The organism is Streptomyces sp. NPDC030798 (assembly GCF_055572275.1).
Genome location: NZ_JBVIDR010000001.1, coordinates 479,853 through 501,672, shown reverse-complemented (window position 1 = coordinate 501,672; position 21,820 = coordinate 479,853). Strand labels below are relative to the sequence as shown.

Genomic DNA, 21,820 nt, shown 5'->3' with positions numbered 1-21,820 from the left:
GCTCTGCGGGGGCGTCCTGTGAGCCGGCAAAGACATCTGGCTAGACATCCATCAAAGACACCTTGTCGGCAAAGACACTTTGTCTCTTCCCAGAGGTGCGTCCGCATACTAATTTGTAAACGGCCATGACGAAATAGTCGTACCCAGCAAGGAGCCGCGGCATGAGCTACCAGCCCACCTCCGAGGACAGGTTCACCTTCGGCCTGTGGACCGTCGGCTGGCAGGGAAGGGACCCGTTCGGCGACGCCACGCGCCGCGCCCTCGACCCGGTCGAGACGGTGCAGCGCCTGGCCGAGCTCGGCGCCTACGGGGTCACCTTCCACGACGACGACCTGATCCCCTTCGGGTCCACCGACGCCGAGCGCGAGTCCCACATCAAGCGCTTCCGCCAGGCTCTCGACGCGACCGGCCTGACCGTCCCGATGGCCACCACGAACCTCTTCACGCACCCCGTCTTCAAGGACGGCGCGTTCACCGCCAACGACCGCGACGTGCGCCGCTACGCGCTGCGCAAGACGATCCGCAACATCGACCTGGCCGTCGAACTCGGCGCGAAGACGTACGTCGCCTGGGGCGGCCGCGAGGGCGCCGAGTCCGGCGCAGCCAAGGACGTGCGCGTCGCCCTCGACCGCATGAAGGAGGCCTTCGACCTCCTCGGCGAGTACGTCACCTCCCAGGGCTACGACCTCCGCTTCGCCATCGAGCCCAAGCCCAACGAGCCGCGCGGCGACATCCTGCTGCCCACCGTCGGTCACGCGCTGGCCTTCATCGAGCGCCTGGAGCGCCCCGAGCTGTACGGCGTGAACCCGGAGGTCGGCCACGAGCAGATGGCCGGGCTCAACTTCCCGCACGGCATCGCCCAGGCCCTGTGGGCGGGCAAGCTCTTCCACATCGACCTCAACGGCCAGTCCGGCATCAAGTACGACCAGGACCTGCGCTTCGGCGCCGGTGACCTGCGCGCCGCGTTCTGGCTCGTCGACCTGCTGGAGAGCGCCGGCTACACGGGCCCGCGCCACTTCGACTTCAAGCCGCCGCGGACCGAGGACCTCGACGGCGTGTGGGCGTCGGCGGCCGGCTGCATGCGCAACTACCTCATCCTCAAGGAGCGCTCCGCGGCCTTCCGGGCCGACCCGGAGGTCCAGGCAGCGCTGCGCGCCTCGCGGCTGGACGAGCTGGCCCAGCCGACCGCGGCGGACGGCCTCGAGGCCCTGCTCGCCGACCGCACCGCCTTCGAGGACTTCGACGTGGAGGCGGCCGCCGCGCGCGGGATGGCCTTCGAGCAGCTCGACCAGCTCGCGATGGACCACCTGCTGGGCGCGCGGGGCTGAGCACACCCGCACGCGCGCGTGCACGCGCGCTGCGCGCAGGCTCGTCGGACCCGCGTCAGGGATGCGACGGAATCGTACGGTCCGAGACGTGAGCCGGTATCAGCTTCCGCGCGCGGGTGGCCTCGCGCCCGGGCGGCGGCGACTCTGGAGGGCATGTCGCTGCCGCCCGTACCTCCCATGCCGCCCGACCCGCCGGACGGCACCCCGCCGCCCGGCGGTTTCGGCCCACCGCCCGGGGGCTACGGCCCGCCACCGCCCGGAGGCTACGACCCGCCCGCCGAGGGCGAGCCGGAGCAATCGTGGCCTGCGCCGCCCGGGCGGCGGGGCCGCGGCCCCCTGTTCGGCGCCCTGGCGGTCCTGGTGGCCGCCGCCGTGGTCCTTGTCGTGGTGCTGATCGCCTCGCGGGGCCACGGCTCGGGAGACGACAAGGGCCCGGCAGGGGGCGGCACCGGCACCGGCCCGTCTCCCGGGGCGTCCTTCAGCCTGCCCACGGAGCTGCCGAGCCGGCTGCCGACCGAACTGCCGTCAGGGCTGCCTTCGTTGCTGCCCACGGATCTGTCCTCGCGGTTGCCCACGGATCTGCCCTCGCGGTTGCCCACGGCCGTACCGAGCGACCTGAAAACGCTCCTGCCCTCCCTCTCGGACGAACTGCCCTGACGCGCGTCTCACAGGGGCGTTCCGGCGAGTGCGGGCACGTCGTGGTTCACGCGCGCTCAGCTGTCTGCGGACGGAGGGTCCACGCCGGGCCGCGCCATGACCAGGGCGGTCGCAGGGTCCAGGCCGGCACCACCGGCCGGAACCCAACGGCCCTGCTCCCAGCGGTACGGCCACCAGCGCCCGTCCTGGCCGAGGCGTAGCTGAACGCCCTCGCCGCGAAGCGTCCACCGGTTGCCGCTGCGCCGGAACACCGGACGCTCGTCCGCCTCCCAGGCCGCCTCCAGCGCCGCACGCGCGCGTGCGAGTGCGGCGCCCTCCACCTGCCACTCCTCGTCGAGCACCGCCAGCGCCGAGGCACCACCGGTCCGCCAGGCGCGGACAGCCACCGCCAAACCCCCGCGGCCACGCCCCGACCCTTCGGCGAGCCGGTCGGCGACCGCGTCGGGCACCTGCCCGTCGGCGAGACGGACCACGTCCACGGCGGCGGACACATCCATGCCGGTGGCCCGCCGTCCGTCGAGGGTCTGCGCGAGCAGTCGGTGCGCCGCTACGGCCGTGCTCGCGGCCAGGTGCTCCAGCGCCGCCGGGTCGATCCCGGGCACCGGCGCCGTCTCGGCGACGAAGGACGCCGGTCCGCCCGGTGACTCGGGGAGGTCCGGCACAGGGGGCAGCGGAGGCAGGATGCCCGCGGCCGCCCAGGCTTCGGCCGCGTCCACGCCCTCGGCCGGCAGGCCGGGGGCCGGAACGCTTCGCACATGCAGCGCCTCCAGCAGCGCACTCCGTGTCCGGCCGCGCAGGAGCAGCAGCACGAACGGATCCTCGTCCAGGAGCCCGGCCACCTGGTGGCACAGGGCGGCGGTGTGCCCGCAGTGGTCCCAGGAGCCGCAGCCGCACTCAGGTTCCAGATCGAGCGAACCCGGCAGGAGGTCGACTCCGCGGATCGCCGCGTCCTCGATCAGGTGCGAGGGCAGTTCCCCGTCGAGGAGCGCGGCGAGATGCCCCGCCTGCTCGACAGCCAGGTCCAGAAACCGGATCCACTGCTCCTCGGACAGCTCGGGCACGAGGACGTCGGCGCGGTGCGCCGCGCCGTCGGTGTCGCGGACGACGGCGGTGACCCGGCCCGGCCGAACGGTCACCGCTCCCACACCGCCCGCGCGCGCGAGCCGGCGCCCCGCCTTCACCGCGGCCGGTTCCAGAGCAGCGTCCTCCAGCCCCGCCAGCCAGGCGCGGCCCCACCAGGTCCGCGCGAACCCCCACCCACGCGCGGGCGGCAGGGCCGCGAACGTGCGCTCCGGGCGCCGGTCCCGCGCGTGCTCGTCACGGCTCATCGCGCCTCCCCGCGCAGTTCCACCAGCGCGGCCAGTTCCGCGTCCGTCAGCTCCGTCAGCGCGGCCTCCCCGCCACCGAGCACCGCGTCCGCCAACTCCCGCTTGCGGCCGAGCATCTCCGCGATGCGGTCCTCGACCGTGCCCTCGGCGATCAACCGGTGCACCTGCACCGGACGGGTCTGCCCGATGCGGTACGCGCGGTCGGTGGCCTGTGCCTCCACCGCGGGGTTCCACCAGCGGTCGTAGTGCACGACATGCTCGGCCCGGGTGAGGTTCAGACCCGTGCCCGCGGCCTTCAGGGACAAAAGGAACACGGGTACCTCGCCGTCCTGGAAACGGCACACCAGCTCCTCCCGCTCGGCCACCGGGGTGCCGCCGTGCAACAGCTGGGACGGCACTCCACGGGCCGTCAGATGCCGGGCGAGCAGCCGGGCCATCCGCACGTACTGGGTGAAGACCAGCACCCCCGATCCCTCGGCCAGGACGGTGTCGAGCAGTTCGTCCAGCAGTTCCAGCTTCCCCGAGCGGCCCGCGAGCCTCGGACCGTCCTCCTTGAGGAACTGCGCCGGGTGGTTGCAGATCTGCTTCAGCCCGGTCAGCAGTTTCATGATCAAACCGCGGCGGGCCATGTCATCGGCCCCCGCGATCCGGTCGAGCGTCTCGCGGACCAACGCCTCGTACAGGGCCGCCTGCTCGTGCGTCAGGGCCACCGGGTGGTCGGTCTCGGTCTTGGGCGGCAGTTCCGGCGCGATGCCCGGGTCGGACTTCCTTCGACGCAGCAGGAACGGCCGCAAGAGCCGCGCGAGCTGCTCGGCGGCAGCCGGATCCCGGCCGCCCTCGACGGGCTGCGCATACCGTGCGCGGAAGGAGCCGAGACGGCCGAGCAGCCCCGGTGTGGTCCAGTCGAGGATCGCCCAGAGCTCCGTGAGGTTGTTCTCCACCGGTGTGCCCGTGAGCGCCACGCGCGCGCGTGCGCCGATGGACCGCAGCGCCCGCGCGGTCGCCGCGTACGGGTTCTTCACATGCTGCGCCTCGTCGGCCACCACCAGGCCCCAGGGCACCCCCGCCAGCCGCTCGGCGTCCAGGCGCATCGTGCCGTAGGTGGTGAGCACGAACTCGCCGTCGGCCAGGGCTTCGAGACGCCGTCCGGACCCGTGGTACCGGCGGACCGGGACCCCGGGTGCGAACCGCTCGATCTCACGCTGCCAGTTGCCCAGCAGGGACGCCGGGCAGACCACCAGCGTCGGGCCGGCCGACGAGGGGTCCGCCTGCCGGTGCACGTGGAGCGCGATCAGGGTGACCGTCTTCCCGAGGCCCATGTCGTCGGCCAGACAGCAGCCGAGCCCGAGGGCGGTCGTGCGGGCCAGCCAGCCGAGGCCGCGCAGCTGATAGTCCCGCAGCGTGGCGGCCAGGCCGGGGGGCGGCTCGGCGGGCTCTGCGGCCGCCTCGGGCTCCACGAGCCGCTCCCGCAAGCGCGCCGGCCACCCCGAGGCCCGTACGTCGACCCGGTGGCCGTCGACCTCGGTGGAGCCCGCCAGAGCGGCCGCCAGCGCCTCCACCGGGCTGACGGGGCGCTCCTGCCGGGCACGGGCGCGTTCCGCCTCCCGGGGGTCGACCAGAACCCATCGGTCGCGCAGCCGGACCAGAGGGCGCTTGGCCTCCGCGAGCCAGTCCAGTTCCTCGCGCGACAACTCCCGCCCGCCCAGTGCGAACGACCAGCGCAACGTGAGCAGGGCATCGGCCGGCAGGAACGACGGCAGCGCCGCCGCCTCCTCGTCCGCCGGGCCGACGGCCGCGTGCGCGGTCAGCTCGTGCGACAGCTCCTTCGGCCAGTGCACGTCGACTCCCGCGGCGGCCAGCGCCCCGGCGCCCTCACCGAGGAGCTCGGCGATCTCCTCGTCGGCCAGATCCACGGCGTCGGGAACAGCGGCGGAGAGCAGCGGAGTCAGCGGCGGCCAGACCCGGGCCGCCCGGCGCAGGGCCAGCAGCGTGGCCGCCCGCGCGCGGGGGCCGGACTCCTCGGACGCGGCTTCCGGAAGCGCCCACAGGCCGGTGGCGTCCACGACGTCCGCCGGCTCGCTCACCCCGTGCACCTGGAGCACGGCACGGAACCGCACCGGAGCGTCCTCCCCGGCTACGGCTTCGTGCAGGCCCAACGCCTCCACGCGCAGCGACAGCCGGAGGCCCGCGTCATGACCCGCGTCGAGGTCGTCGGCCCACGCCCGCAGGCCGGGCAGATGCTGCGGCTCCGGCGCCGCGAACGCAGCACCGCCCGTCACCAGGGGCGCGGCGGGGGAGCGGGGCAGCGTGTCGGCGACCGCGTCCAGAAAGGCGCGCAGCAGCCGCTCGGGATCGGGCAGCCGCGGCGGACCATCGGCGGTGAGCGGAACGGCGTGCGCCGCCGGAGGCATGGCAGCGGCGAGTTCGCGGACCCGTTCCGCATCGCGCGCGGACAGCGGACCCACCCGCCAGGCGTCGTGATCGCCCGGGGAGAGGCCGGGCAGGAGCAGCCCGCGCGCCAGCAGGTGCAGGGCGAGCAGGCCTGCCGAGCCCCAGAAAGCAGCGGCCCGGTGACTTTCCTGCTCGGCACGCGCCCGCGTGAGCACGGGGAGTGCCGTGCACACCGGCAGCAGCAGGGCCGGCCGCCGCACCCTCTCGACACCCCGGCCGGGCGTGGGCACCACCAGGTCCAGCTCGGAGACCACGCCCCGGCCGACGGCCGGCAGGGCTCGGCCGTCCGCCCGCCAGAAGGCCATCAGGCCGGCGCGCGGTGGGTCGGACGGTAGGAAGACGGGGCAGCAGCGGGCCAGTTCGGACAGGTCGGAGGAGAGACCGGCGGACGGATCGGCGGACGCATCGGAGGGTGGACTGGCGGGCGGGTCGGAACGTAATGCGGAGGGGGGACCGGAGGGTGGTGCCGTAGGGATCCTCTGCACAGCTCTGCAGCACTCCTCAAACTTGACTACTCGCCTCGGAGTCGCCGAGGGTACAGCAAGGGAAGAGCCGATCCTGAACGCCTTTGCTGTGACCTGGACCACTAGGGGCCAGGGTCAGGGATGTCTCAGGGTCCAGGTGCGGAACCGCGAGGAGGGCGCGACCGTTTTCTGAACAGAGAGCGGCGGAGGGCCGCGGAGGAGGCGACGTTCATGTCCAAGAACGCGAAGATCGCCGCAGGGGGCGTCGCGGTCGGTCTGATCCTGCTGATATGGCTGCCCTGGTGGGTGGCGTTCCTCATCGTGGTGGGGGTTCCGGCCGCCGCGTATCTCACGCTGGACCCCTCGCAGCGGCGCCGGCTCCGCCGGGTTGCGCGCAAGGAACTCGGCCGCTGAGGGGCTCCGGGCCGCCGCCGGGGGCCGCGTCTCCGAGTGGGGCGGCTCCCCGGGGGCTCCGGGGATTCAGATGGGCCGTACGGCCATCTTGTCGAGCGCCTCGAGGAGGCCGGGCAGCTCGGGGCCCCGGCCCACCGGCACCACCTCGCCGGGGCTCTCGTCGAGCAGGACGAACGCGATGTCGTCGGTGCGGGCCACGATCGACCAGCCGGGCCCGTCGGCGCGCAGCGTACGGGCGTCGCCCGGCGCGAAGGACGAGCGCACCCGGCCGAGCGGCGGCGGCGAGTCGATGTAGGCACGCGCCTCCGCCAGCACCCGCCGGACACTCCGATGGCCGTCGTTGGGCCGGCTCTCCTCACCGTCCGCCGAGGGCTCTTCTCCCTCTGCCGCGGCCCCGTGGCCGTCCGCCGAGGCCGCTCGCTTCGCCTGCTCCTCGGGGGACGGGAAGTAGTCCTCGCCGAGCTGCTCCCGCCACACCGCCCACTGCAGGGCGATCTCATCGGCGCCCAGGCGTCGCTGAGCCGGTCCCCAGGTGGTGGTGTCGGGCGGGGCCAGGGCGGGCCGGCCCGCGTCCTCGGGGTCGGGATCGTGCGGCGCGGGCACCCCGGGGGCGGCGACGGCCACGGCCAGCGGCCACCCGGGCAGAGCGGCCACGACCGTGCGCTCGTCCGGCGACAGTTCGTACTCCATGCCGCAGTCCCAGGACGCGATCGCCACGGCGACCAGCGAGACGTCGTCGATGACGACGGTCCAGCGCGCCCCGTCGCCGTCCTGTCCGAGCACCAGCCCGTATCCGTCGGCGCGCGGCGCCAGGCCCAGCGCCGCGCAGGCCTCCGGGTAGTCGTCGCCCAGCACGCTCGGAAACTGCGCAGGCGTCAGCAGCACCGCCGTGAGCACATACAGCGCCTCGTCCGCGGCGGCGACGGCCTCCTCGTCCGTCCCGGCCATCCCTGCCTCCAGTGGTTGGTCCATCGGCGCGCACCCTAGTGCGAGCGGAAGGCGCTTGTCACGACTCCGCACACCACGCGGAGCTGCAGGTTTCCACCTGGAGGGGGGCGAATCGACCGCGGATCGGCGGGCTGTTCAGGCCGTCGGCAGCCCCAGGAGATCGCGAGCCACCGTCCCGGGCGTCTGGTCGCGCTCGCGGGCGAGCGCGATGACGGCCCGGCACGCCAGTTCGCTCACCCCGAACGACAGCGCCTCCGGCGACACCCAGGCCGCCGTCTCGTCGATCCGGTCCTGGTCGTCCTCCGCCCGGGCCGCCACATACGCGGCCGCGGCTTCGAACAAGTTGTGTGCACGCCGATCCCGGCCTCCCGCCGCCTCCGCGCCCGAAGAGGTACGGAACCGGGTGGCGTACTTGCGCATCGCGTCGAACATCTGCTCCACCTTCTCTCTGGGCGGCGTCCTCGCTGATCGCCCATCTGCTGCTCTTCAACGTAGAGTTGAAGCTTCACGAGCAGAAGAGGGCGAAATGCCGAAGCCCTCGGAGCGGCCCGAGTGGCCAGTGAACGGACTCCGCGGCGGGCCCTCGTGCAACGCGTCGGTCCCCATGCCGTTCGAATTTCCCGTCCCGTGGCCGCCCCGAGCCTTGAGCGGCGCGTGCGTCAGGTGTTGCGCTCCGCCAGTGCGAGGAAGCGGTGGTCCTCGTCGACGTACGACGTCATGCGCCATCCCGCGCGGGCGAGCAGGGGGCTCAGGTTCGCCTCGGCGCGCAGGTCGTCCGGGGTGATCCGGCGGCCCTGTCGGGCCGCGAGGGCGGCGCGGCCGATGGGGTGGAAGAGTGCGAGCGTGCCTCCCGGGCGCACCACACGGGCCAGTTCCCGCAGGTTCTCCGCGGGCTGCGGCAGGTGTGCGATCAGGCCTGCCGCGAACACGGCGTCCAGCGACTGCGACCGCAGCGGCAGCGCGGCGACGTCGGCGAGCAGCAGGCACCCGTCCCGGTCCCGGCCGGCCCGAACGGCGGCCTGCAGCATCGCAGGAGTCAGGTCCGCCCCGGCCACCACCCCGGAGGGCCCCACGGCGGCCCGCAGGGCGGGCAGCGCACGGCCCGTGCCACAGCCCGCGTCGAGCACGCGGTCGCCCGGCCGCAGCCCGAGGTCGGCCACGGCGGCCGCGTAGGCGGGGCCGTCGTCGGGGAACCTGCTGTCCCAGTCGGCCGCGCGGGCGGTGAAGAACTCCTGGACGTGTGTGTGGTCGTCACTCATGTGGGGCATGATCCCTCACCGGCACGGGGGATACTCCTGCGCGCATGTTCGAGCGGGAGGCGATCGTTCCTTCGCATCTCTGTGTCATATTCCAACACCTTTCGAAATGCGCTCCCTTTGCACGCCCCTGCCCCGGCTAGCGTCCCGGGGCCATGGGACACCTGGACCACGCCGCCTTCGGCTGGCTGACCCCCGCTCTGTCGTACCTGATGGCCTGCATAGGCGCCGCACTGGGGCTGCGCTGCACCGTGCGGGCCCTGGCCACCACCGGCCGCTCGCGCCGCAACTGGCTCGTCACCGCCGCCTCCGCGATCGGCACGGGCATCTGGACCATGCACTTCGTGGCCATGCTCGGCTTCCGCGTCTCCGGCACCGACATCCGCTACGACGTGCCGCTGACCATCCTCAGCCTCGTCGTCGCCATGGTCGTCGTCTGCGCCGGCGTCTTCGCCGTCGGCTACAGCCGGGACCGCAACCGGGCCCTTCTCCTCGGCGGACTCACCACCGGGGTGGGCGTCGCCAGCATGCACTACCTGGGGATGGCGGCGGTACGGCTGCACGGCGACGTGACCTACGACCCCGTCCTCGTCGGACTGTCGGTCCTGATCGCCGTCGTGGCGGCGACCGCGGCCCTGTGGGCGGGGCTCAACATCAAGTCACCCCTCGCGGTCACCCTCGCCTCCCTCGTCATGGGAGCGGCCGTCAGCAGCATGCACTACACCGGGATGTTCGCGGTGAGCGTGCGCGTCACCCCCTCCGGCCAGGCGCTGCCCGGGGCCACGGCGATGCAGTTCATCTTCCCCCTCGCCGTCGGCCTCGGGTCCTACTTGTTCCTCACCTCGGCCTTCGTCGCCCTCTCGCCCACGGCCGACGAGCGTGCGGCGTCCGCCTCGGCCCAGCGGCCCGTCCAGGGCGCCACCGGATAGCGCGAGCCCGGCCCGGACCCTGCTGCCCGGCACGGACCCGAACCGGACTCAACCGCCCGTACGGGCCGGGCCCCGCCGCCAGTCCGCAGCGGCCCGCCCCGCAGCCCCGACCCACGTCCCGAGCGAGGAGGCCATGCGCCCACCCCGTAGCATTCCGCAAGCCGGCGACCCGGAGCAGTCCCCGGCCCCGCCGCGCGGCCGCCGCGCCCACGCCGGGCCACCGGCCGACGAGAGCGTGGACCTGCCCCTCGACGCGCAGCCCGACCACGCGCCCGCAGGCCGCTGGCACACACGCCCCCGCACGGTGCGCGCCAAGGTGGTCTGCCTGCTGATGGTGCCCGTCGTCTCCCTGCTCGCGCTGTGGGCCTACGCCACCGTCAGCACCGCCCAGGACGTGGCCCGGCTGCGCCAGTCGCAGCAGGTCGACACCGACCTGCGCGGACCGGTGGCCGCGGCCGTCACCGCCCTGCAGACCGAGCGCGCCGCCGCAGTGGCCCACGCCGCCGACCCGGGGGCGGGAAGCGGCGACGACCTCGACGCCCTGGCCGCCCGGACCGACCGCGCGGTGGCCGGGCTGCGGCTCGGCAACGGCCACACCGTCGCCGACAGCCAGGAACTGCCCGCGGGGATCGCAGAACGCCTCGAGGCCTTCGTCACCGGGGCCGAGCACCTGCGCCCGCTGCGGGCCGCCGTGCGCGCCCACGAGGCGGGCTGGAGCGAGGTCTACGCCCAGTACACGAAGACCATCGGGACGGCCTTCGCGGTGGACGGCGCCCTGACGGGAATCCAGCAGGCCGACGTCGGCTCCGACGCGCGCGTGCTGCTCGAGTTCTCCCGCGCCGCCGAGGCGCTCGCCCAGGAGGACGCCGTCCTCGGCAGCGCCCGGCCGGCCGGCAACCTCCAGGGCGAACGGATGCGGCTGTTCGGCGCGGCCGTCGCCACGCGCCGCACCCTCGTCGAGGCAGCCGTCGCCGACCTTCCCGACGCGCAGCGCGCCGCCTGGCGCGACCTCGCCGACAGCAGCGGCTACACCGTTCTCACCGCCACCGAGGACCGGGTCCTCGGTGGCGGGCCCGCCGCCAAGGCCGTCGACACCGGGCCGACGAGCCCGTGGGGCACCGCCCACGCGCGCGTGCAGGACGGCATGAGGACCATCGCTGCCGACACCGGGCGAGCCGTCGCGGGCCGCGCCGACCCGTTCACCCGCGGTCTGCTCAGCCCGGCGGGCGCCGCTGTCCTGTTCGGCCTCGCCGCCGTCGCCGCCTCGCTCGTCATCTCGGTCCGCATCGGACGCGGCCTGGTGGTGGAACTGGTCAGCCTGCGCAACGACGCCCTGGAGATCGCCCGCCGCAAACTCCCCGCGGCGATGCGAAAACTGCGCGCGGGCGAGGAGATCGACATCGAGGCGGAGGCGCCCGCCGGACCACCCGCGGAGGACGAGACCGGCCAGGTCGCCGAAGCCCTGACCACCGTCCACCGCGCCGCCCTCAGCGCCGCCGTGGAACGCGCCGAACTCGCCAGCGGCATCTCCGGCGTCTTCGTCAACCTCGCCCGCCGCAGCCAGGTCCTGGTCCACCGCCAGCTCAGCCTCCTGGACAGCATGGAACGGCGCTCCGACGATCCCGACGAACTGAGCGACCTCTTCCGGCTAGACCACCTGACCACTCGGATGCGGCGCCATGCCGAGAGCCTGATCATCCTCTCCGGAGCGGCACCCGGCCGGGCCTGGCGCATGCCCGTGTCCCTCACCAACGTCGTCCGCGCGGCCGTCTCCGAAGTCGAGGACTACGCGCGCGTGGAGGTGCGCCAGCTCCCGGAGGCGTCCGTCGTCGGCGCGGCGGTGGCCGACCTCACCCACCTGCTCGCCGAGCTCGTGGAGAACGCCGCCCAGTTCTCACCGCCCCACACGCGCGTGCGCGTCACCGGCGAACCCGTCGGCAACGGCTACGCCCTGGAGGTCGAGGACCGGGGCCTCGGCATGGGCGGCGAGACCCTCGCGGAGGCCAACCGGCGCATCGAGCAGTCCGAGGCCCTCGACCTGTTCGACAGCGACCGCCTCGGCCTGTTCGTCGTCAGCAGGCTCGCCTCCCGGCACGGCATCAAGGTGCACCTGCGTACCTCCCCGTACGGCGGCACCACCGCCGTCGTCCTGCTGCCCACCGCCCTGCTGCACACGGGGTCCGCCGAACACGCCGTACACCGGGAGACACCGGCACAGCCGGAGCCGCCGCGCGTCTACGCGCGCGTGCCCGACGCGCCGACGCCGTCGGTCGCCGCGCAGATCGGGCGTCCCGCCCTCGCGGCCACCGCCCCGGCCCCCTCGACGCCCCCGCACGAACCCCCGCCCCCCGGAGTCACCGCCTTGAGGCCGCACCACCCGCCGAGCGACTCCGAGCCCTCCGACGACCTGCCGCGCCGAGTACGCCAGGCGAGCCTCGCGCCCCAGCTCCGCCACCAGCGCCCCGAGGAGCCGGTGCCGGACGCCGGGCCGCGGGACGACGGCCGGCGCACCCCCGAACTCGTACGGGACCGCATGGCGGCCTACCGGGAGGGCTGGGCCCGCGGTGGCGGCAGGCAGCCCGGCCGCGCAGCCGCCCCGGAACCCGAAACGGGCAGTCACAGCACCGAAGGAGACCCGGCATGATCCAGGATCCGAACATGAGGGCCGCCCAGCGATCCGGCGAACTGGACTGGCTGCTGGACGACCTGGTGATGCGGGTGAGCGAGGTACGGCACGCCGTCGTGCTGTCCAACGACGGCCTGGCCGTCGGCGCGTCCACCGGCCTCGCACGGGAGGACGCGGAGCACCTGGCGGCCGTGGCCTCCGGCTTCAACAGCCTCGCCAAGGGCGCCGGCCGGCACTTCGGAGCGGGCGGCGTACGCCAGACCATGGTGGAGATGGACGACGCCTTCCTCTTCGTGGCAGCCGCGGGCGAAGGCTCCTGCCTCGCCGTGCTCACGGCTGTCACCGCCGACATCGGACTGGTCGCCTACGAGATGGCACGCCTGGTCAAGCGTGTGGGCGAGCACCTGTACTCCGCGCCGCGCGTCGCCGCCCAGCCGCCCGCCGCCGGATGAACCGGAAGGGCGGCACCGATGACCGAGAACCCGAACGGCGGCCCGCGCGAGCAGGGCAGCCAGTGGTACGACGGCGAGGCCGGCCCCCTGGTCCGTCCCTACGCCATGACCGGCGGACGTACCCAGCCCGGCCCCACCGGAGTGCGCTTCGACCTGATCGCCCTCGTCACTCTGGACCCCGCCGCACCGGCGATGGACGACGACACCGCGCTCGGTCCCGAACACCGGTCGCTGATCGCCCTGTGCCGCGTCGAGACGCAGTCCGTCGCCGAACTCGCCGCCGGCGCGGACCTGCCGGTGGGAGTGGTCAGGGTCCTCCTCGGTGACCTCCTGGAGCTGGGCTGCGTCACCGTCAGCCGCCCGGTGCCGCCGGCGCACCTGCCGGACGAACGGATTCTGCGCGAGGTCATCGAAGGACTGCGGGCGCTGTAGATGAACGTGCACAAGCCAACCGGCGCCCAGCCGCACTCCGTTCCGTGCGCGTTGCACCTCCAAGCGCGCACGATCCGTTCACATCAGGTGTATTCCGGTAGAACTCCTCGCGGGCGCCCTGGACTTGTCATGATGCTGACTTCCTGCTCCGAGCACTTCGAGCCGTTCGAGCCATCCGAGTATCCAGCCACCGACCGCAGCCGGCCCTCCCGAGAGAAGTGATCATGGTCTCCGAGCACTCCGGCGCCGCGGGCGACACGTCCGCCCTGGCGCTGAAGATACTGGTCGCCGGCGGCTTCGGTGTCGGCAAGACGACCCTTGTCGGCGCCGTCAGCGAGATCCGCCCGCTGCGCACCGAGGAACTGCTGAGCGAAGCAGGTCAGTTGGTGGACGACACCGACGGCGTCGACCAGAAGGTCACGACGACCGTCGCCATGGACTTCGGGCGCATCACGATCCGCTCCGGCCTGTCCCTGTACCTCTTCGGCACGCCCGGGCAGGACCGCTTCTGGTTCCTGTGGGACGAGCTCTCCCAGGGAGCCCTCGGCGCCGTCGTCCTTGCCGACACCCGCCGCCTGGAGGACTGCTTCCCGGCCGTCGACTACTTCGAGCACCGGCGCATCCCGTTCGTCGTGGCCGTCAACTGCTTCGCCGGAGCGCGCAACTACGGCGCCGACGACGTCTGCCGGGCCCTCGACCTCGACCACGGCACCCCGGTGGTGCTGTGCGACGCGCGGGACCGGAACTCCGGCAAGGAGGTGCTGATCCGCCTGGTCGAGTACGCCGGGCGGATGCACACCGCCCGGCTCCTCGACTCGGTCGGCTGAGCCTCAGTCGGCAAGGTCCTTCACCGCCACGGCCTTCTCCACCGTCACCCGGACCAGCAGTTCACCCGGGACACCGTTGCGGGCGCCGTACTCCTCGGCGCGCTCCTCGCCCATGTACCGGGCGGCGATGCGCGTGGCCCAGTGCCGCATCTCGTCCAGGTCCTCCGACAGCCGGGCGCGCCCGCTCAGCACCACGAAATGAAACGGTGGCCGGTCGTCGTCCACACACAGGGCGATCCGTCCGTCACGGGCAAGATTGCGCCCTTTCACGGTCTTCTTGCCCGTGTTGAAGACCAGTTCGTCACCGTCCAGCAGAAACCAGATCGGGGCCACATGCGGGCTCCCATCGGCGCTGACGGTGGACAGCTTGCCGGTTCGGGTGCCGTTCGAGACGAACGCCCGCCATTCCTCATCGGTCATCTTCTGTGCCATACGCCCATCCTGCTTGCCCGGACGCCGGTCGTGGGGAAGGCTGGCGGTCAGATCCTCCAGCCAGGGGGAGACATCACACGGGGAGACGGAACATGGCGCAGAACCAGGGTCTCGGGTGGCTCCTGGACGATCTGACCGAGCGGGTGGACCACGTGCGGCACGCACTGGTGCTGTCCAACGACGGACTGGTCACGGCAGCGAGCACGGGGCTGCGCCGGGAGGACGCCGAGCACCTGGCCGCCGTCGCGTCCGGTCTGCACAGCCTGGCGAAGGGTTCGGGACGCCACTTCGGTGCGGGCAGAGTGCGCCAGACGATGATCGAGTACGACGACGCCGTGCTGTTCGTGACCGCCGCGGGTACCGGCAGCTGTCTGTGCGTGCTCAGCGGGGCCGAGGCCGACATCGGCCAGATCGCCTACGAGATGACCCTCCTCGTCAACCGCGTCGGCGAGCACCTCGGCGTGGACGCCCGCAAACCCGACCAGGCCTCCGCCCAAGACCTCTGACACAGGCCGCTGACCTGCGAATACGGCACCACCAGGGAGTTGTCCACAGGCTCGCCGCGGCATGTGCCGAAGCGGCTACGGTGGGTGCACGGCGAACGCACAGGGCGTGAGCCACCCGCTCCACTGGGGAGTACGACCATGTCGGCAAGCACCTTCGTTCCGACCCGATCCGGCACCTGCGCACCGAGCCGCGCCGCTCGTGAACTGGAGCTCAAGCGCAGCGAGTTCGATTTCGCCGTGCACCTAGGCCGCATCCGCACCGTGCCCGACGAGGGCGGTGGCGGGGGCCGCCGGGTCGAGCGCGCCGAGATCGACCGGCTGCGCGGCCAGGAGGGCTTCCCGGAGAGTCTCCGGGAGCGCGTCCAGGTCGTGGGAACCGCGGAGGGGGCCGCCCTCATGGAGATCTCCGCGGGCCGGTTCACCCGGCTCGCCCGCCTCGGGCTGCTGGTGCCGGTGCGCTTCTATCTCAACCGCTACCGGGCCGTGGTCTGGCTGTACCTGGCCGAGGAGCTACGGCAGTTCACGGCCGGTGCGGAGCATGCTCACCTGCTCAAGGGACGCACCCCCGAGACGCTGCGGAGCCAGGTGGCGGCCGGCGTGGACCTGCGCGCCCGCAACTGGCGGGGACGGCACCTCGGCTTCCTGCTGCGCCAGGCCGAGAGTCCCTGGGCCCGGGCCGGAACCGTGGCCGCCTTCCTCCCGCCCGCAGAGGTGGCCGACGTCGTGCGCAACCCTGATGAACGGGCCGAGTTGAACCGCTTCCGGCCGGCACCGCCTCATCAGGGCGCCCCCGGATCTCCCTCCGCGCACCTCGCCGACGAACTCATGACGGCCCAGGACCCCGACGAGATCGGCTGGCTGCGCAGCGACCTGGCCCACGCGATGCAGGAGGCACGCGCGCAGACGACCTCCCGGCGCCCGACCCCACGGCACACCGGGCGGACGCATCGACCGACCGCACCTCACGCCGTGCCCGCAGTGCCGCCGGTCCCGCGGGCCGCACCCCGGGAGCCCGAGCCGGTGCACGAGGCCGGCGGCACGGAGGGGCAGCGGCCGAGTCGTGGGCTGCGGAAGTGGCTGCGCCGCAGAAGCCCCCGGCTCGCAGGCGTCTGAAGTTCCCATGCCGCAAGGCATCAGGGACCCGCGTGCGGCCCAGCAGGGCTGCAGGCCGGGCACACTCCCCTACAGGGCCCGGAACAGGCCCTCCTGGACGACCGAGACGAGCAGCCGTCCCTGCAGGTCGTAGATGCGGCCCCGGGCCAGACCGCGCCCGCCGGTGGCGATCGGGGACTCCTGGTCGTAGAGGAACCACTCGTCCGCGCGAAACGGCCGGTGGAACCACATGGCGTGGTCCAGCGACGCCATGTCGAAGCCGCGCCGGCCCCACAGGGGCTCGACCGGGATGCGGACGGCGTCCAGGAGGGTCATGTCACTGGCGTAGGTCAGCGCGCACGTGTGCACCAGAGGGTCGTCGCCCAGCGGTCCCACCGCGCGCATCCAGACGGCGCTGCGCGGCTCGGCCCCCTGGATCTCCTCGGCGTTCCAGCGCAGCCGGTCGACGTAGCGGATGTCGAAGGGCTGGCGGCGCGCCATCCGCTCCAACTGCTCCGGCAGCGCGCCGAGATGCTTGCGGATCTCCTCGGTCACCGTAGGCAGCGTCTCCGGGTCCGGCACCTCGCGGGCCGGCGGCAGCTGGTGCTCGAACGGTCCTTCCTCAGGCTTGTGAAAGGAGGCGGTCAGATTGAAGATCGTGCGGCCCTGCTGCACGGCCGTGACCCGGCGCGTGGTGAACGACCGCCCGTCGCGGACCCGTTCCACCTGGTACACGATCGGAACGCCCGGCCGGCCCGGACGCAGGAAGTACGCGTGCAGCGAGTGCACCGGGCGGTCGCCGTCCGTGGTGCGCCCGGCCGCGACCATCGCCTGGCCCGCCACCTGCCCGCCGAAGACCCGCTGCAGGGACTCGTGCGGGCTGCGGCCACGGAAGATGTTGACCTCGATCCGCTCCAGGTCGAGCAGGTCGACCAGTCTCTCGGCCGGATTCGTCGTCATCGGTGGGATTCTCCTGTGGTCACAGCTGGCCGACATCGGTGACACGCACGACCGCACGTCCCTCGGCGTCGGAGGCCGCCAGGTCGATCTCCGCGCTGATGCCCCAGTCGTGGTCGCCGCCCGGATCGTCGAAGATCTGGCGCACGCGCCACAGACCGTTCTCCGGCTCCTCCTTGATCACCAGCAGCTTGGGGCCACGGGCGTCGGGACCGGTGCCGAGGTCGTCGTACTCGTCCCAGTACCTGTCCATCGCCGCGCCCCAGGCCTCGGCGTCCCAGCCGTACTCGCCGTCCATCTCGCCCAGCGTCTCGACCTGGTCCAGAGCGGCCAGCTCCACGCGGCGGAACAGGGCGTTGCGGACCAGGACCCGGAAGGCGCGCGCGTTGGTGGTGACCGGCTTGACCTCGTCGGCCTTCTCCTGGGCCTCCTCGGCGGTCATCTCCGCCGGATTGGCCAGCTGCTCCCACTCGTCCAGCAGGCTGGAGTCCACCTGGCGGACCATCTCGCCGAGCCACTCGATCAGATCCTGCAGATCCTCGGACTTCAGGTCGTCCGGGATGGTGTGGTCGAGGGTCTTGTAGGCGCTCGCCAGGTAGCGCAGCACGATGCCCTCGGTGCGGGCCAGCTCGTAGAAGGACACCAGCTCCGTGAACGAAAGCGCTCGTTCGTACATGTCCCGGACGACCGACTTCGGCGACAGCGGGTGGTCACCGACCCAGGGGTGACTCTTGCGGTAGGTGTTGTACGCGTGGAAGAGCAGCTCCTCCAGGGGCTTGGGGTACGTGATGTCCTGGAGGCGCTCCATGCGCTCCTCGTACTCGACGCCGTCGGCCTTCATGGCGGCCACGGCCTCGCCACGTGCCTTGTTCTGCTGCGCGACGAGGATCTGGCGCGGGTCGTCCAGCGTGGACTCGACGACGGAGAGCATGTCCAGGGCGTAGGACGGCGACTCCGGGTCGAGGAGTTCGAACGCGGCGAGCGCGAACGTGGACAGCGGCTGGTTCAGCGCGAAGTCCTGCTGGAGATCGACCGTGAGCCGGACGATCCGGCCCTCGGCGTCCGGCTTCTCCAACTTCTCCACGATCCCGCCGTCCAGCAGCGAGCGGTAGATGGCGATCGCCCGGCGGATGTGCCGCAGTTGCTGCCTGCGCGGCTCGTGGTTGTCCTCCAGCAGGTGGCGCATCGCCTCGAAGGCGTTGCCGGGCCGTGCGATCACCGACAGCAGCATCGTGTGCGTCACCCGGAACCGCGACGTCAGCGGCTCCGGTTCCGACTCGATCAGCTTCTGGAAGGTGTTCTCCGTCCAGGCGACGAACCCCTCCGGTGCCTTCTTGCGCACCACCTTGCGGCGCTTCTTCGGATCGTCGCCCGCCTTGGCGAGAGCCTTCTCGTTCTCGATGACGTGTTCGGGGGCCTGGGCCACCACGAGCCCTGCGGTGTCGAATCCGGCCCGGCCGGCGCGGCCCGCGATCTGGTGGAACTCGCGGGCGCGCAGGGTGCGCACCCGGCTGCCGTCGTACTTGGTCAGAGCCGTGAACAGGACCGTGCGAATGGGCACGTTGACGCCCACACCGAGCGTGTCGGTGCCGCAGATGACCTTCAGCAGACCGGCCTGCGCGAGCTTTTCCACCAGGCGCCGGTACTTGGGCAGCATGCCGGCGTGGTGGACGCCGATGCCGTGCCGGACGTAACGGGAGAGGTTGCGGCCGAACTTGGTGGTGAAGCGGAAGTTGCCGATCAGCTCGGCGATCTGGTCCTTCTCCTCGCGCGAGCACATGTTGATGCTCATCAGAGCCTGTGCCCGCTCCACGGCCTGCGCCTGGGTGAAGTGCACGATGTACACCGGCGCCTGCTTGCTCTCCAGCAGATCCGTGAGCGTCTCGGTGAGCGGGGTGTACTGGTACTCGTAGGAGAGCGGCACGGGACGGGTGGCCGAGCGGACCACCGCGGTGGGGCGGCCGGTGCGGCGGGTGAGGTCCTTCTCGAAGAACGACACATCACCCAACGTGGCCGACATCAGGATGAACTGCGCCTGGGGGAGCTCCAGCAGCGGGATCTGCCAGGCCCATCCTCGGTCACCCTCGGCGTAGAAGTGGAACTCGTCCATGACGACCTGGCCGACGTCCGCCTGCTTGCCGTCGCGCAGCGCGATCGACGCCAGCACCTCGGCGGTGCAGCAGATCACGGGCGCGTCGGCGTTCACGGAGGCGTCGCCGGTGAGCATGCCGACGTTCTCGGTGCCGAACAGCTTGCACAGCTCGAAGAACTTCTCCGACACCAGGGCCTTGATCGGGGCGGTGTAGAAGGTGACCTCGTCCCGGGCCAGCGCGGCGAAGTGCGCACCCGCGGCGATCATGCTCTTGCCGGACCCGGTGGGCGTCGAGACGATCACGTTCGCCCCGGAGACCACCTCGATCAGCGCCTCCTCCTGGTGGGGATAGAGGGTGAGACCGCGCTCCTGCGCCCACGACTCGAAGGCTTCGTACAGGGCGTCGGGGTCGGCGGTCGGCGGCAGCTGATCGATGAGGGTCACGCCCCCATCTTGCCTGGCCTTCTCCCCGAGAGGGGAATCGGCTGCGGACGCCAAGATCATGGCCGCTACGCTGTCTCGCCGACAACGCGTCAGCGCACCAGGTCAACTGGACAGCGGCACACGAGGAATGGGGCGGGAAGCGGCCATGATGGGACCAGCACACTCACTGTCGGGGGCCGCGGCCTGGCTCGGCGTCGGGGCGGCCGCCGCCGCGGCCGGGCACCCGATGCCCTGGCCGGTCCTCCTGGTCGGGGCGCTGATCTGCGCCGGCGCCGCGCTCGCCCCGGATCTCGACCACAGGGCGGCCACCATCTCACGGGCCTTCGGGCCGGTCTCGCGCTGGATCTGCGAGATCGTGGACAAGCTGTCGTACGCGGTCTACAAGGCGACCAGGATGAAGGGCGACGCGCGCCGCTCCGGCGGCCATCGCACGCTCACGCACACCTGGCTGTGGGCGGTTCTCATCGGGGCGGGCAGCTCGGCGGCGGCGATCGCCGGCGGCCGCTGGGCGGTGCTGGCGATCCTCTTCGTGCACATGGTGCTGGCGATCGAGGGCCTGCTGTGGCGGGCGGCCCGGGGTTCCAGCAGCGACGTCCTGGTGTGGCTGCTCGCGGCCACCAGCGCCTGGATCCTGGCGGGGATCCTGGACAAGCCGGGCAATGGCTCGAACTGGCTGTTCACCGCACCCGGGCAGGAGTACCTCTGGCTGGGGCTGCCGATCGTCCTGGGCGCCCTGGTGCACGACATCGGGGACGCGCTGACGGTCTCCGGCTGCCCGATCCTGTGGCCGATCCCGCTGGGCCGCAAGCGCTGGTACCCGGTGGGGCCGCCGAAGATCATGCGGTTCCGGGCAGGCAGCTGGGTCGAGCTGAGGGTGCTCATGCCGGTCTTCATGCTGCTCGGCGGCGTGGGCTGTGCCGCCGCGCTCAACGTGATCTGAGGCACCCCGGGCGGTCAGGCCGTCCCGCCCGTGTCCGCCCCGCCGTACCGGCGCTCGAACCGGGCGATGCGGCCTTCGGTGTCCACCGTGCGGGCCTTGCCCGTGTAGAAGGGGTGGCTCTCGGAGGAGATCTCCACGTCGATCACCGGGTAGGTCTCGCCGTCGTCCCACTCGATGGTCTGCTCGCTGCGCGCGGTGGACCGGGTGAGGAAGGCGTAACCGGCGGCGCGGTCGCGGAAGACCACGGGCTGGTAGTCGGGGTGCTTGTCCTGCTGCATGGCGGCTCCTCGGGCGAGGCGGTCGGGCAGGGGGCGTCCGGGCCGCCCGCCTCGTCGGGGGCGCCCCGGCGATCCGGATCAGCCGGGCAGGGTGTCCTCGTCGACGATGTGCATCGCGGCCTCCTCGGCGGAGGCGGCGGCGCCGTCGATACCGACGTCGGTGGCGACCAGGGCGCTCTCCTCGTCCTCGTGCGCCCCTTCGTCGGGGGCGACCAGGCGGCCGGAGCGCAGGGCACCGACCTCGTTGTCGAGGAGTTCCCCGTCCGTGCTGTCGCAGTCACCGAGACCGTCGCCGTCCGGTGCGGCGGTGTCCGGCAGTTCCTCGGAGAGCCGCTGGTCCAGCGTCTCCCCGGTCTGGCGCTCCCGCGCCGTCACTCCGGTGTGCTCCACCGCCCACGGCCGCTCGGGAGGGGACCAGCCCCGGTCGAGCGGGTCCTCGACGCCGTCGAAGTCCAGTGTGTCCTCGACGTCGAGCACACCCGAGTCCTCCCGGATCTCCGAGGGATCGGGCTGGTAGACGTCATCCCCCCATCCGTCGGCGCTGTCCACGGGTACCTCCAGGTGGTGAGGGCGGCCTCGTGCCCCGGCGAGAGGCTGCGCGCCGCCGGCACGCTCGGCACAGGGTGCACACGGCGGGAACCGGAGAGTCCCCGGCCGTTCCCCGAGCCGGTGCCGCTCTCCAGCCTTCCACCCCTGTTCGCCACCGCGCAACGGCACGGCGACCCGCCACGGCCACGGCACCCCCGCCGGGACCGTCCGGCGCCCCGCAACCGAGGCTTGACGGCACCCTCCGCCGGGGGACGCCCATGGCGCCGGGCCCTGACACCGCCCTCCGCCCGGATGCGCCCGTGCCACCGGGACCCGACAGCACAGCGCAACCCGGCGCCACGCGCCCGGGCCCAGCCCGCCGACGCGGTCCCCACGGTCAAGGACGAAAGGGCGCGGCGCTCGGGCCGTGCGGGTGCCC

The 21,820-nt window shown here is 72.7% G+C and carries 21 protein-coding genes; 11 read left to right on the top strand and 10 right to left on the bottom strand.

All coding sequences use genetic code 11. The features are described from left to right. Positions 1-161: 161 nt before the first annotated feature. A complete protein-coding gene (gene xylA, locus ACZ404_RS02285; protein WP_468435379.1) occupies positions 162-1,328 on the top strand; it encodes a xylose isomerase in 1,167 nt (388 codons plus the stop codon). Between the two features lie 153 nt (positions 1,329-1,481). After that, positions 1,482-1,985, top strand: coding sequence for a hypothetical protein (locus tag ACZ404_RS02280; protein ID WP_468435378.1), 504 nt, complete (start codon positions 1,482-1,484; stop codon positions 1,983-1,985). Positions 1,986-2,041: 56 nt separating this feature from the next. On the opposite strand, the gene ACZ404_RS02275 is transcribed toward ACZ404_RS02280, so the two are convergent. Together ACZ404_RS02275 and ACZ404_RS02270 are read right to left on the bottom strand one after the other, a co-directional pair. After that, entirely contained in the window at positions 2,042-3,313 is a 1,272-nt protein-coding gene (locus tag ACZ404_RS02275) for an SWIM zinc finger family protein (protein WP_468435377.1), read from the bottom strand. Further along, the gene (locus tag ACZ404_RS02270; protein WP_468435376.1) at positions 3,310-6,069 is read right to left on the bottom strand and encodes a DEAD/DEAH box helicase; all 2,760 of its coding nucleotides are present in this window, start codon (positions 6,067-6,069) and stop codon (positions 3,310-3,312) included. Before ACZ404_RS02270 ends, ACZ404_RS02275 begins: the two co-directional genes overlap by 4 nt. Before the next feature lie 390 nt (positions 6,070-6,459). On the opposite strand from ACZ404_RS02270, the gene ACZ404_RS02265 reads away from it, so the two are divergent. Further along, positions 6,460-6,642, top strand: coding sequence for a hypothetical protein (locus tag ACZ404_RS02265; protein ID WP_468435375.1), 183 nt, complete (start codon positions 6,460-6,462; stop codon positions 6,640-6,642). A 66-nt stretch (positions 6,643-6,708) separates the two neighbouring features. Here the strand turns inward: ACZ404_RS02265 and ACZ404_RS02260 are convergent, their stop codons facing one another. From ACZ404_RS02260 to ACZ404_RS02250, 3 genes are all read right to left on the bottom strand, one after another. Then, positions 6,709-7,590, bottom strand: coding sequence for a hypothetical protein (locus tag ACZ404_RS02260; protein WP_468435835.1), 882 nt, complete (start codon positions 7,588-7,590; stop codon positions 6,709-6,711). 135 nt (positions 7,591-7,725) lie between these two features. After that, a complete protein-coding gene (locus ACZ404_RS02255; protein ID WP_468435374.1) occupies positions 7,726-8,022 on the bottom strand; it encodes a hypothetical protein in 297 nt (98 codons plus the stop codon). A gap of 227 nt (positions 8,023-8,249) precedes the next feature. Then, the gene (locus ACZ404_RS02250; protein ID WP_468435373.1) at positions 8,250-8,849 is read right to left on the bottom strand and encodes a class I SAM-dependent methyltransferase; all 600 of its coding nucleotides are present in this window, start codon (positions 8,847-8,849) and stop codon (positions 8,250-8,252) included. Between the two features lie 152 nt (positions 8,850-9,001). Here ACZ404_RS02250 and ACZ404_RS02245 point away from each other — a divergent pair, with 152 nt between their 5' ends. The 5 genes from ACZ404_RS02245 (at position 9,002) to ACZ404_RS02225 (ending at position 14,112) form a co-directional block, all read left to right on the top strand. Further along, positions 9,002-9,775, top strand: coding sequence for an MHYT domain-containing protein (locus tag ACZ404_RS02245; RefSeq protein WP_468435372.1), 774 nt, complete (start codon positions 9,002-9,004; stop codon positions 9,773-9,775). Positions 9,776-9,908: 133 nt separating this feature from the next. Beyond that, the gene (locus tag ACZ404_RS02240; RefSeq protein ID WP_468435371.1) at positions 9,909-12,419 is read left to right on the top strand and encodes a sensor histidine kinase; all 2,511 of its coding nucleotides are present in this window, start codon (positions 9,909-9,911) and stop codon (positions 12,417-12,419) included. After that, entirely contained in the window at positions 12,416-12,853 is a 438-nt protein-coding gene (locus ACZ404_RS02235; protein WP_468435370.1) for a roadblock/LC7 domain-containing protein, read from the top strand. Before ACZ404_RS02240 ends, ACZ404_RS02235 begins: the two co-directional genes overlap by 4 nt. 18 nt (positions 12,854-12,871) lie before the next feature. After that, on the top strand, positions 12,872-13,285 hold the full coding sequence (locus ACZ404_RS02230; RefSeq protein WP_468435369.1) for a DUF742 domain-containing protein: 414 nt from the start codon (positions 12,872-12,874) through the stop codon (positions 13,283-13,285). 224 nt (positions 13,286-13,509) lie between these two features. Beyond that, complete coding sequence (locus ACZ404_RS02225) at positions 13,510-14,112, top strand: GTP-binding protein (RefSeq protein WP_468435368.1); 603 nt, start codon at positions 13,510-13,512, stop codon at positions 14,110-14,112. Positions 14,113-14,115: 3 nt separating this feature from the next. On the opposite strand, the gene ACZ404_RS02220 is transcribed toward ACZ404_RS02225, so the two are convergent. After that, the gene (locus tag ACZ404_RS02220; RefSeq protein WP_468435367.1) at positions 14,116-14,544 is read right to left on the bottom strand and encodes a PPOX class F420-dependent oxidoreductase; all 429 of its coding nucleotides are present in this window, start codon (positions 14,542-14,544) and stop codon (positions 14,116-14,118) included. 92 nt (positions 14,545-14,636) lie between these two features. Here ACZ404_RS02220 and ACZ404_RS02215 point away from each other — a divergent pair, with 92 nt between their 5' ends. Together ACZ404_RS02215 and ACZ404_RS02210 are read left to right on the top strand one after the other, a co-directional pair. Beyond that, entirely contained in the window at positions 14,637-15,050 is a 414-nt protein-coding gene (locus ACZ404_RS02215) for a roadblock/LC7 domain-containing protein (RefSeq protein WP_468435366.1), read from the top strand. Positions 15,051-15,188: 138 nt separating this feature from the next. Next, entirely contained in the window at positions 15,189-16,163 is a 975-nt protein-coding gene (locus tag ACZ404_RS02210; protein WP_468435365.1) for a DUF6397 family protein, read from the top strand. Positions 16,164-16,232: 69 nt separating this feature from the next. Here ACZ404_RS02210 and ACZ404_RS02205 read toward each other — a convergent pair whose 3' ends face one another. Next, positions 16,233-17,102 carry an acyl-CoA thioesterase gene (locus tag ACZ404_RS02205; RefSeq protein WP_468435364.1) on the bottom strand — a complete coding sequence of 290 codons (870 nt, stop codon included), beginning with the start codon at positions 17,100-17,102 and terminating at the stop codon, positions 16,233-16,235. A gap of 19 nt (positions 17,103-17,121) precedes the next feature. Next, the gene (locus ACZ404_RS02200; protein WP_468435363.1) at positions 17,122-19,635 is read right to left on the bottom strand and encodes a DEAD/DEAH box helicase; all 2,514 of its coding nucleotides are present in this window, start codon (positions 19,633-19,635) and stop codon (positions 17,122-17,124) included. A 145-nt stretch (positions 19,636-19,780) separates the two neighbouring features. Here ACZ404_RS02200 and ACZ404_RS02195 point away from each other — a divergent pair, with 145 nt between their 5' ends. Further along, positions 19,781-20,575 (top strand): metal-dependent hydrolase, encoded by a 795-nt coding sequence (locus ACZ404_RS02195; protein WP_468435362.1) that lies wholly within the window; start codon positions 19,781-19,783, stop codon positions 20,573-20,575. Between the two features lie 14 nt (positions 20,576-20,589). Here ACZ404_RS02195 and ACZ404_RS02190 read toward each other — a convergent pair whose 3' ends face one another. Both ACZ404_RS02190 and ACZ404_RS02185 read right to left on the bottom strand, forming a co-directional pair. Next, on the bottom strand, positions 20,590-20,853 hold the full coding sequence (locus tag ACZ404_RS02190) for a type B 50S ribosomal protein L31 (RefSeq protein ID WP_468435361.1): 264 nt from the start codon (positions 20,851-20,853) through the stop codon (positions 20,590-20,592). A gap of 78 nt (positions 20,854-20,931) precedes the next feature. Further along, positions 20,932-21,402 carry a DUF5709 domain-containing protein gene (locus tag ACZ404_RS02185; protein WP_468435360.1) on the bottom strand — a complete coding sequence of 157 codons (471 nt, stop codon included), beginning with the start codon at positions 21,400-21,402 and terminating at the stop codon, positions 20,932-20,934. Between the last annotated feature and the right edge of the window lie 418 nt (positions 21,403-21,820).

Bases quoted from the DNA above. Each gene is read 5' to 3' on its own strand.
- ACZ404_RS02240 (WP_468435371.1), top strand. From the start codon at position 9,909: ATGCGCCCACCCCGTAGCATTCCGCAAGCCGGCGACCCGGAGCAGTCC.
- ACZ404_RS02190 (WP_468435361.1), bottom strand. From the start codon at position 20,853: ATGCAGCAGGACAAGCACCCCGACTACCAGCCCGTGGTCTTCCGCGAC.
- ACZ404_RS02195 (WP_468435362.1), top strand. From the start codon at position 19,781: ATGATGGGACCAGCACACTCACTGTCGGGGGCCGCGGCCTGGCTCGGC.
- ACZ404_RS02245 (WP_468435372.1), top strand. From the start codon at position 9,002: ATGGGACACCTGGACCACGCCGCCTTCGGCTGGCTGACCCCCGCTCTG.
- ACZ404_RS02270 (WP_468435376.1), bottom strand. From the start codon at position 6,069: ATGGCCTTCTGGCGGGCGGACGGCCGAGCCCTGCCGGCCGTCGGCCGG.
- ACZ404_RS02275 (WP_468435377.1), bottom strand. From the start codon at position 3,313: ATGAGCCGTGACGAGCACGCGCGGGACCGGCGCCCGGAGCGCACGTTC.
- ACZ404_RS02250 (WP_468435373.1), bottom strand. From the start codon at position 8,849: ATGAGTGACGACCACACACACGTCCAGGAGTTCTTCACCGCCCGCGCG.
- ACZ404_RS02260 (WP_468435835.1), bottom strand. From the start codon at position 7,590: ATGGCCGGGACGGACGAGGAGGCCGTCGCCGCCGCGGACGAGGCGCTG.
- ACZ404_RS02235 (WP_468435370.1), top strand. From the start codon at position 12,416: ATGATCCAGGATCCGAACATGAGGGCCGCCCAGCGATCCGGCGAACTG.
- ACZ404_RS02215 (WP_468435366.1), top strand. From the start codon at position 14,637: ATGGCGCAGAACCAGGGTCTCGGGTGGCTCCTGGACGATCTGACCGAG.
- ACZ404_RS02220 (WP_468435367.1), bottom strand. From the start codon at position 14,544: ATGGCACAGAAGATGACCGATGAGGAATGGCGGGCGTTCGTCTCGAAC.
- ACZ404_RS02225 (WP_468435368.1), top strand. From the start codon at position 13,510: ATGGTCTCCGAGCACTCCGGCGCCGCGGGCGACACGTCCGCCCTGGCG.
- ACZ404_RS02255 (WP_468435374.1), bottom strand. From the start codon at position 8,022: ATGTTCGACGCGATGCGCAAGTACGCCACCCGGTTCCGTACCTCTTCG.
- ACZ404_RS02230 (WP_468435369.1), top strand. From the start codon at position 12,872: ATGACCGAGAACCCGAACGGCGGCCCGCGCGAGCAGGGCAGCCAGTGG.
- ACZ404_RS02265 (WP_468435375.1), top strand. From the start codon at position 6,460: ATGTCCAAGAACGCGAAGATCGCCGCAGGGGGCGTCGCGGTCGGTCTG.
- ACZ404_RS02210 (WP_468435365.1), top strand. From the start codon at position 15,189: ATGTCGGCAAGCACCTTCGTTCCGACCCGATCCGGCACCTGCGCACCG.
- ACZ404_RS02280 (WP_468435378.1), top strand. From the start codon at position 1,482: ATGTCGCTGCCGCCCGTACCTCCCATGCCGCCCGACCCGCCGGACGGC.
- ACZ404_RS02205 (WP_468435364.1), bottom strand. From the start codon at position 17,102: ATGACGACGAATCCGGCCGAGAGACTGGTCGACCTGCTCGACCTGGAG.
- xylA (WP_468435379.1), top strand. From the start codon at position 162: ATGAGCTACCAGCCCACCTCCGAGGACAGGTTCACCTTCGGCCTGTGG.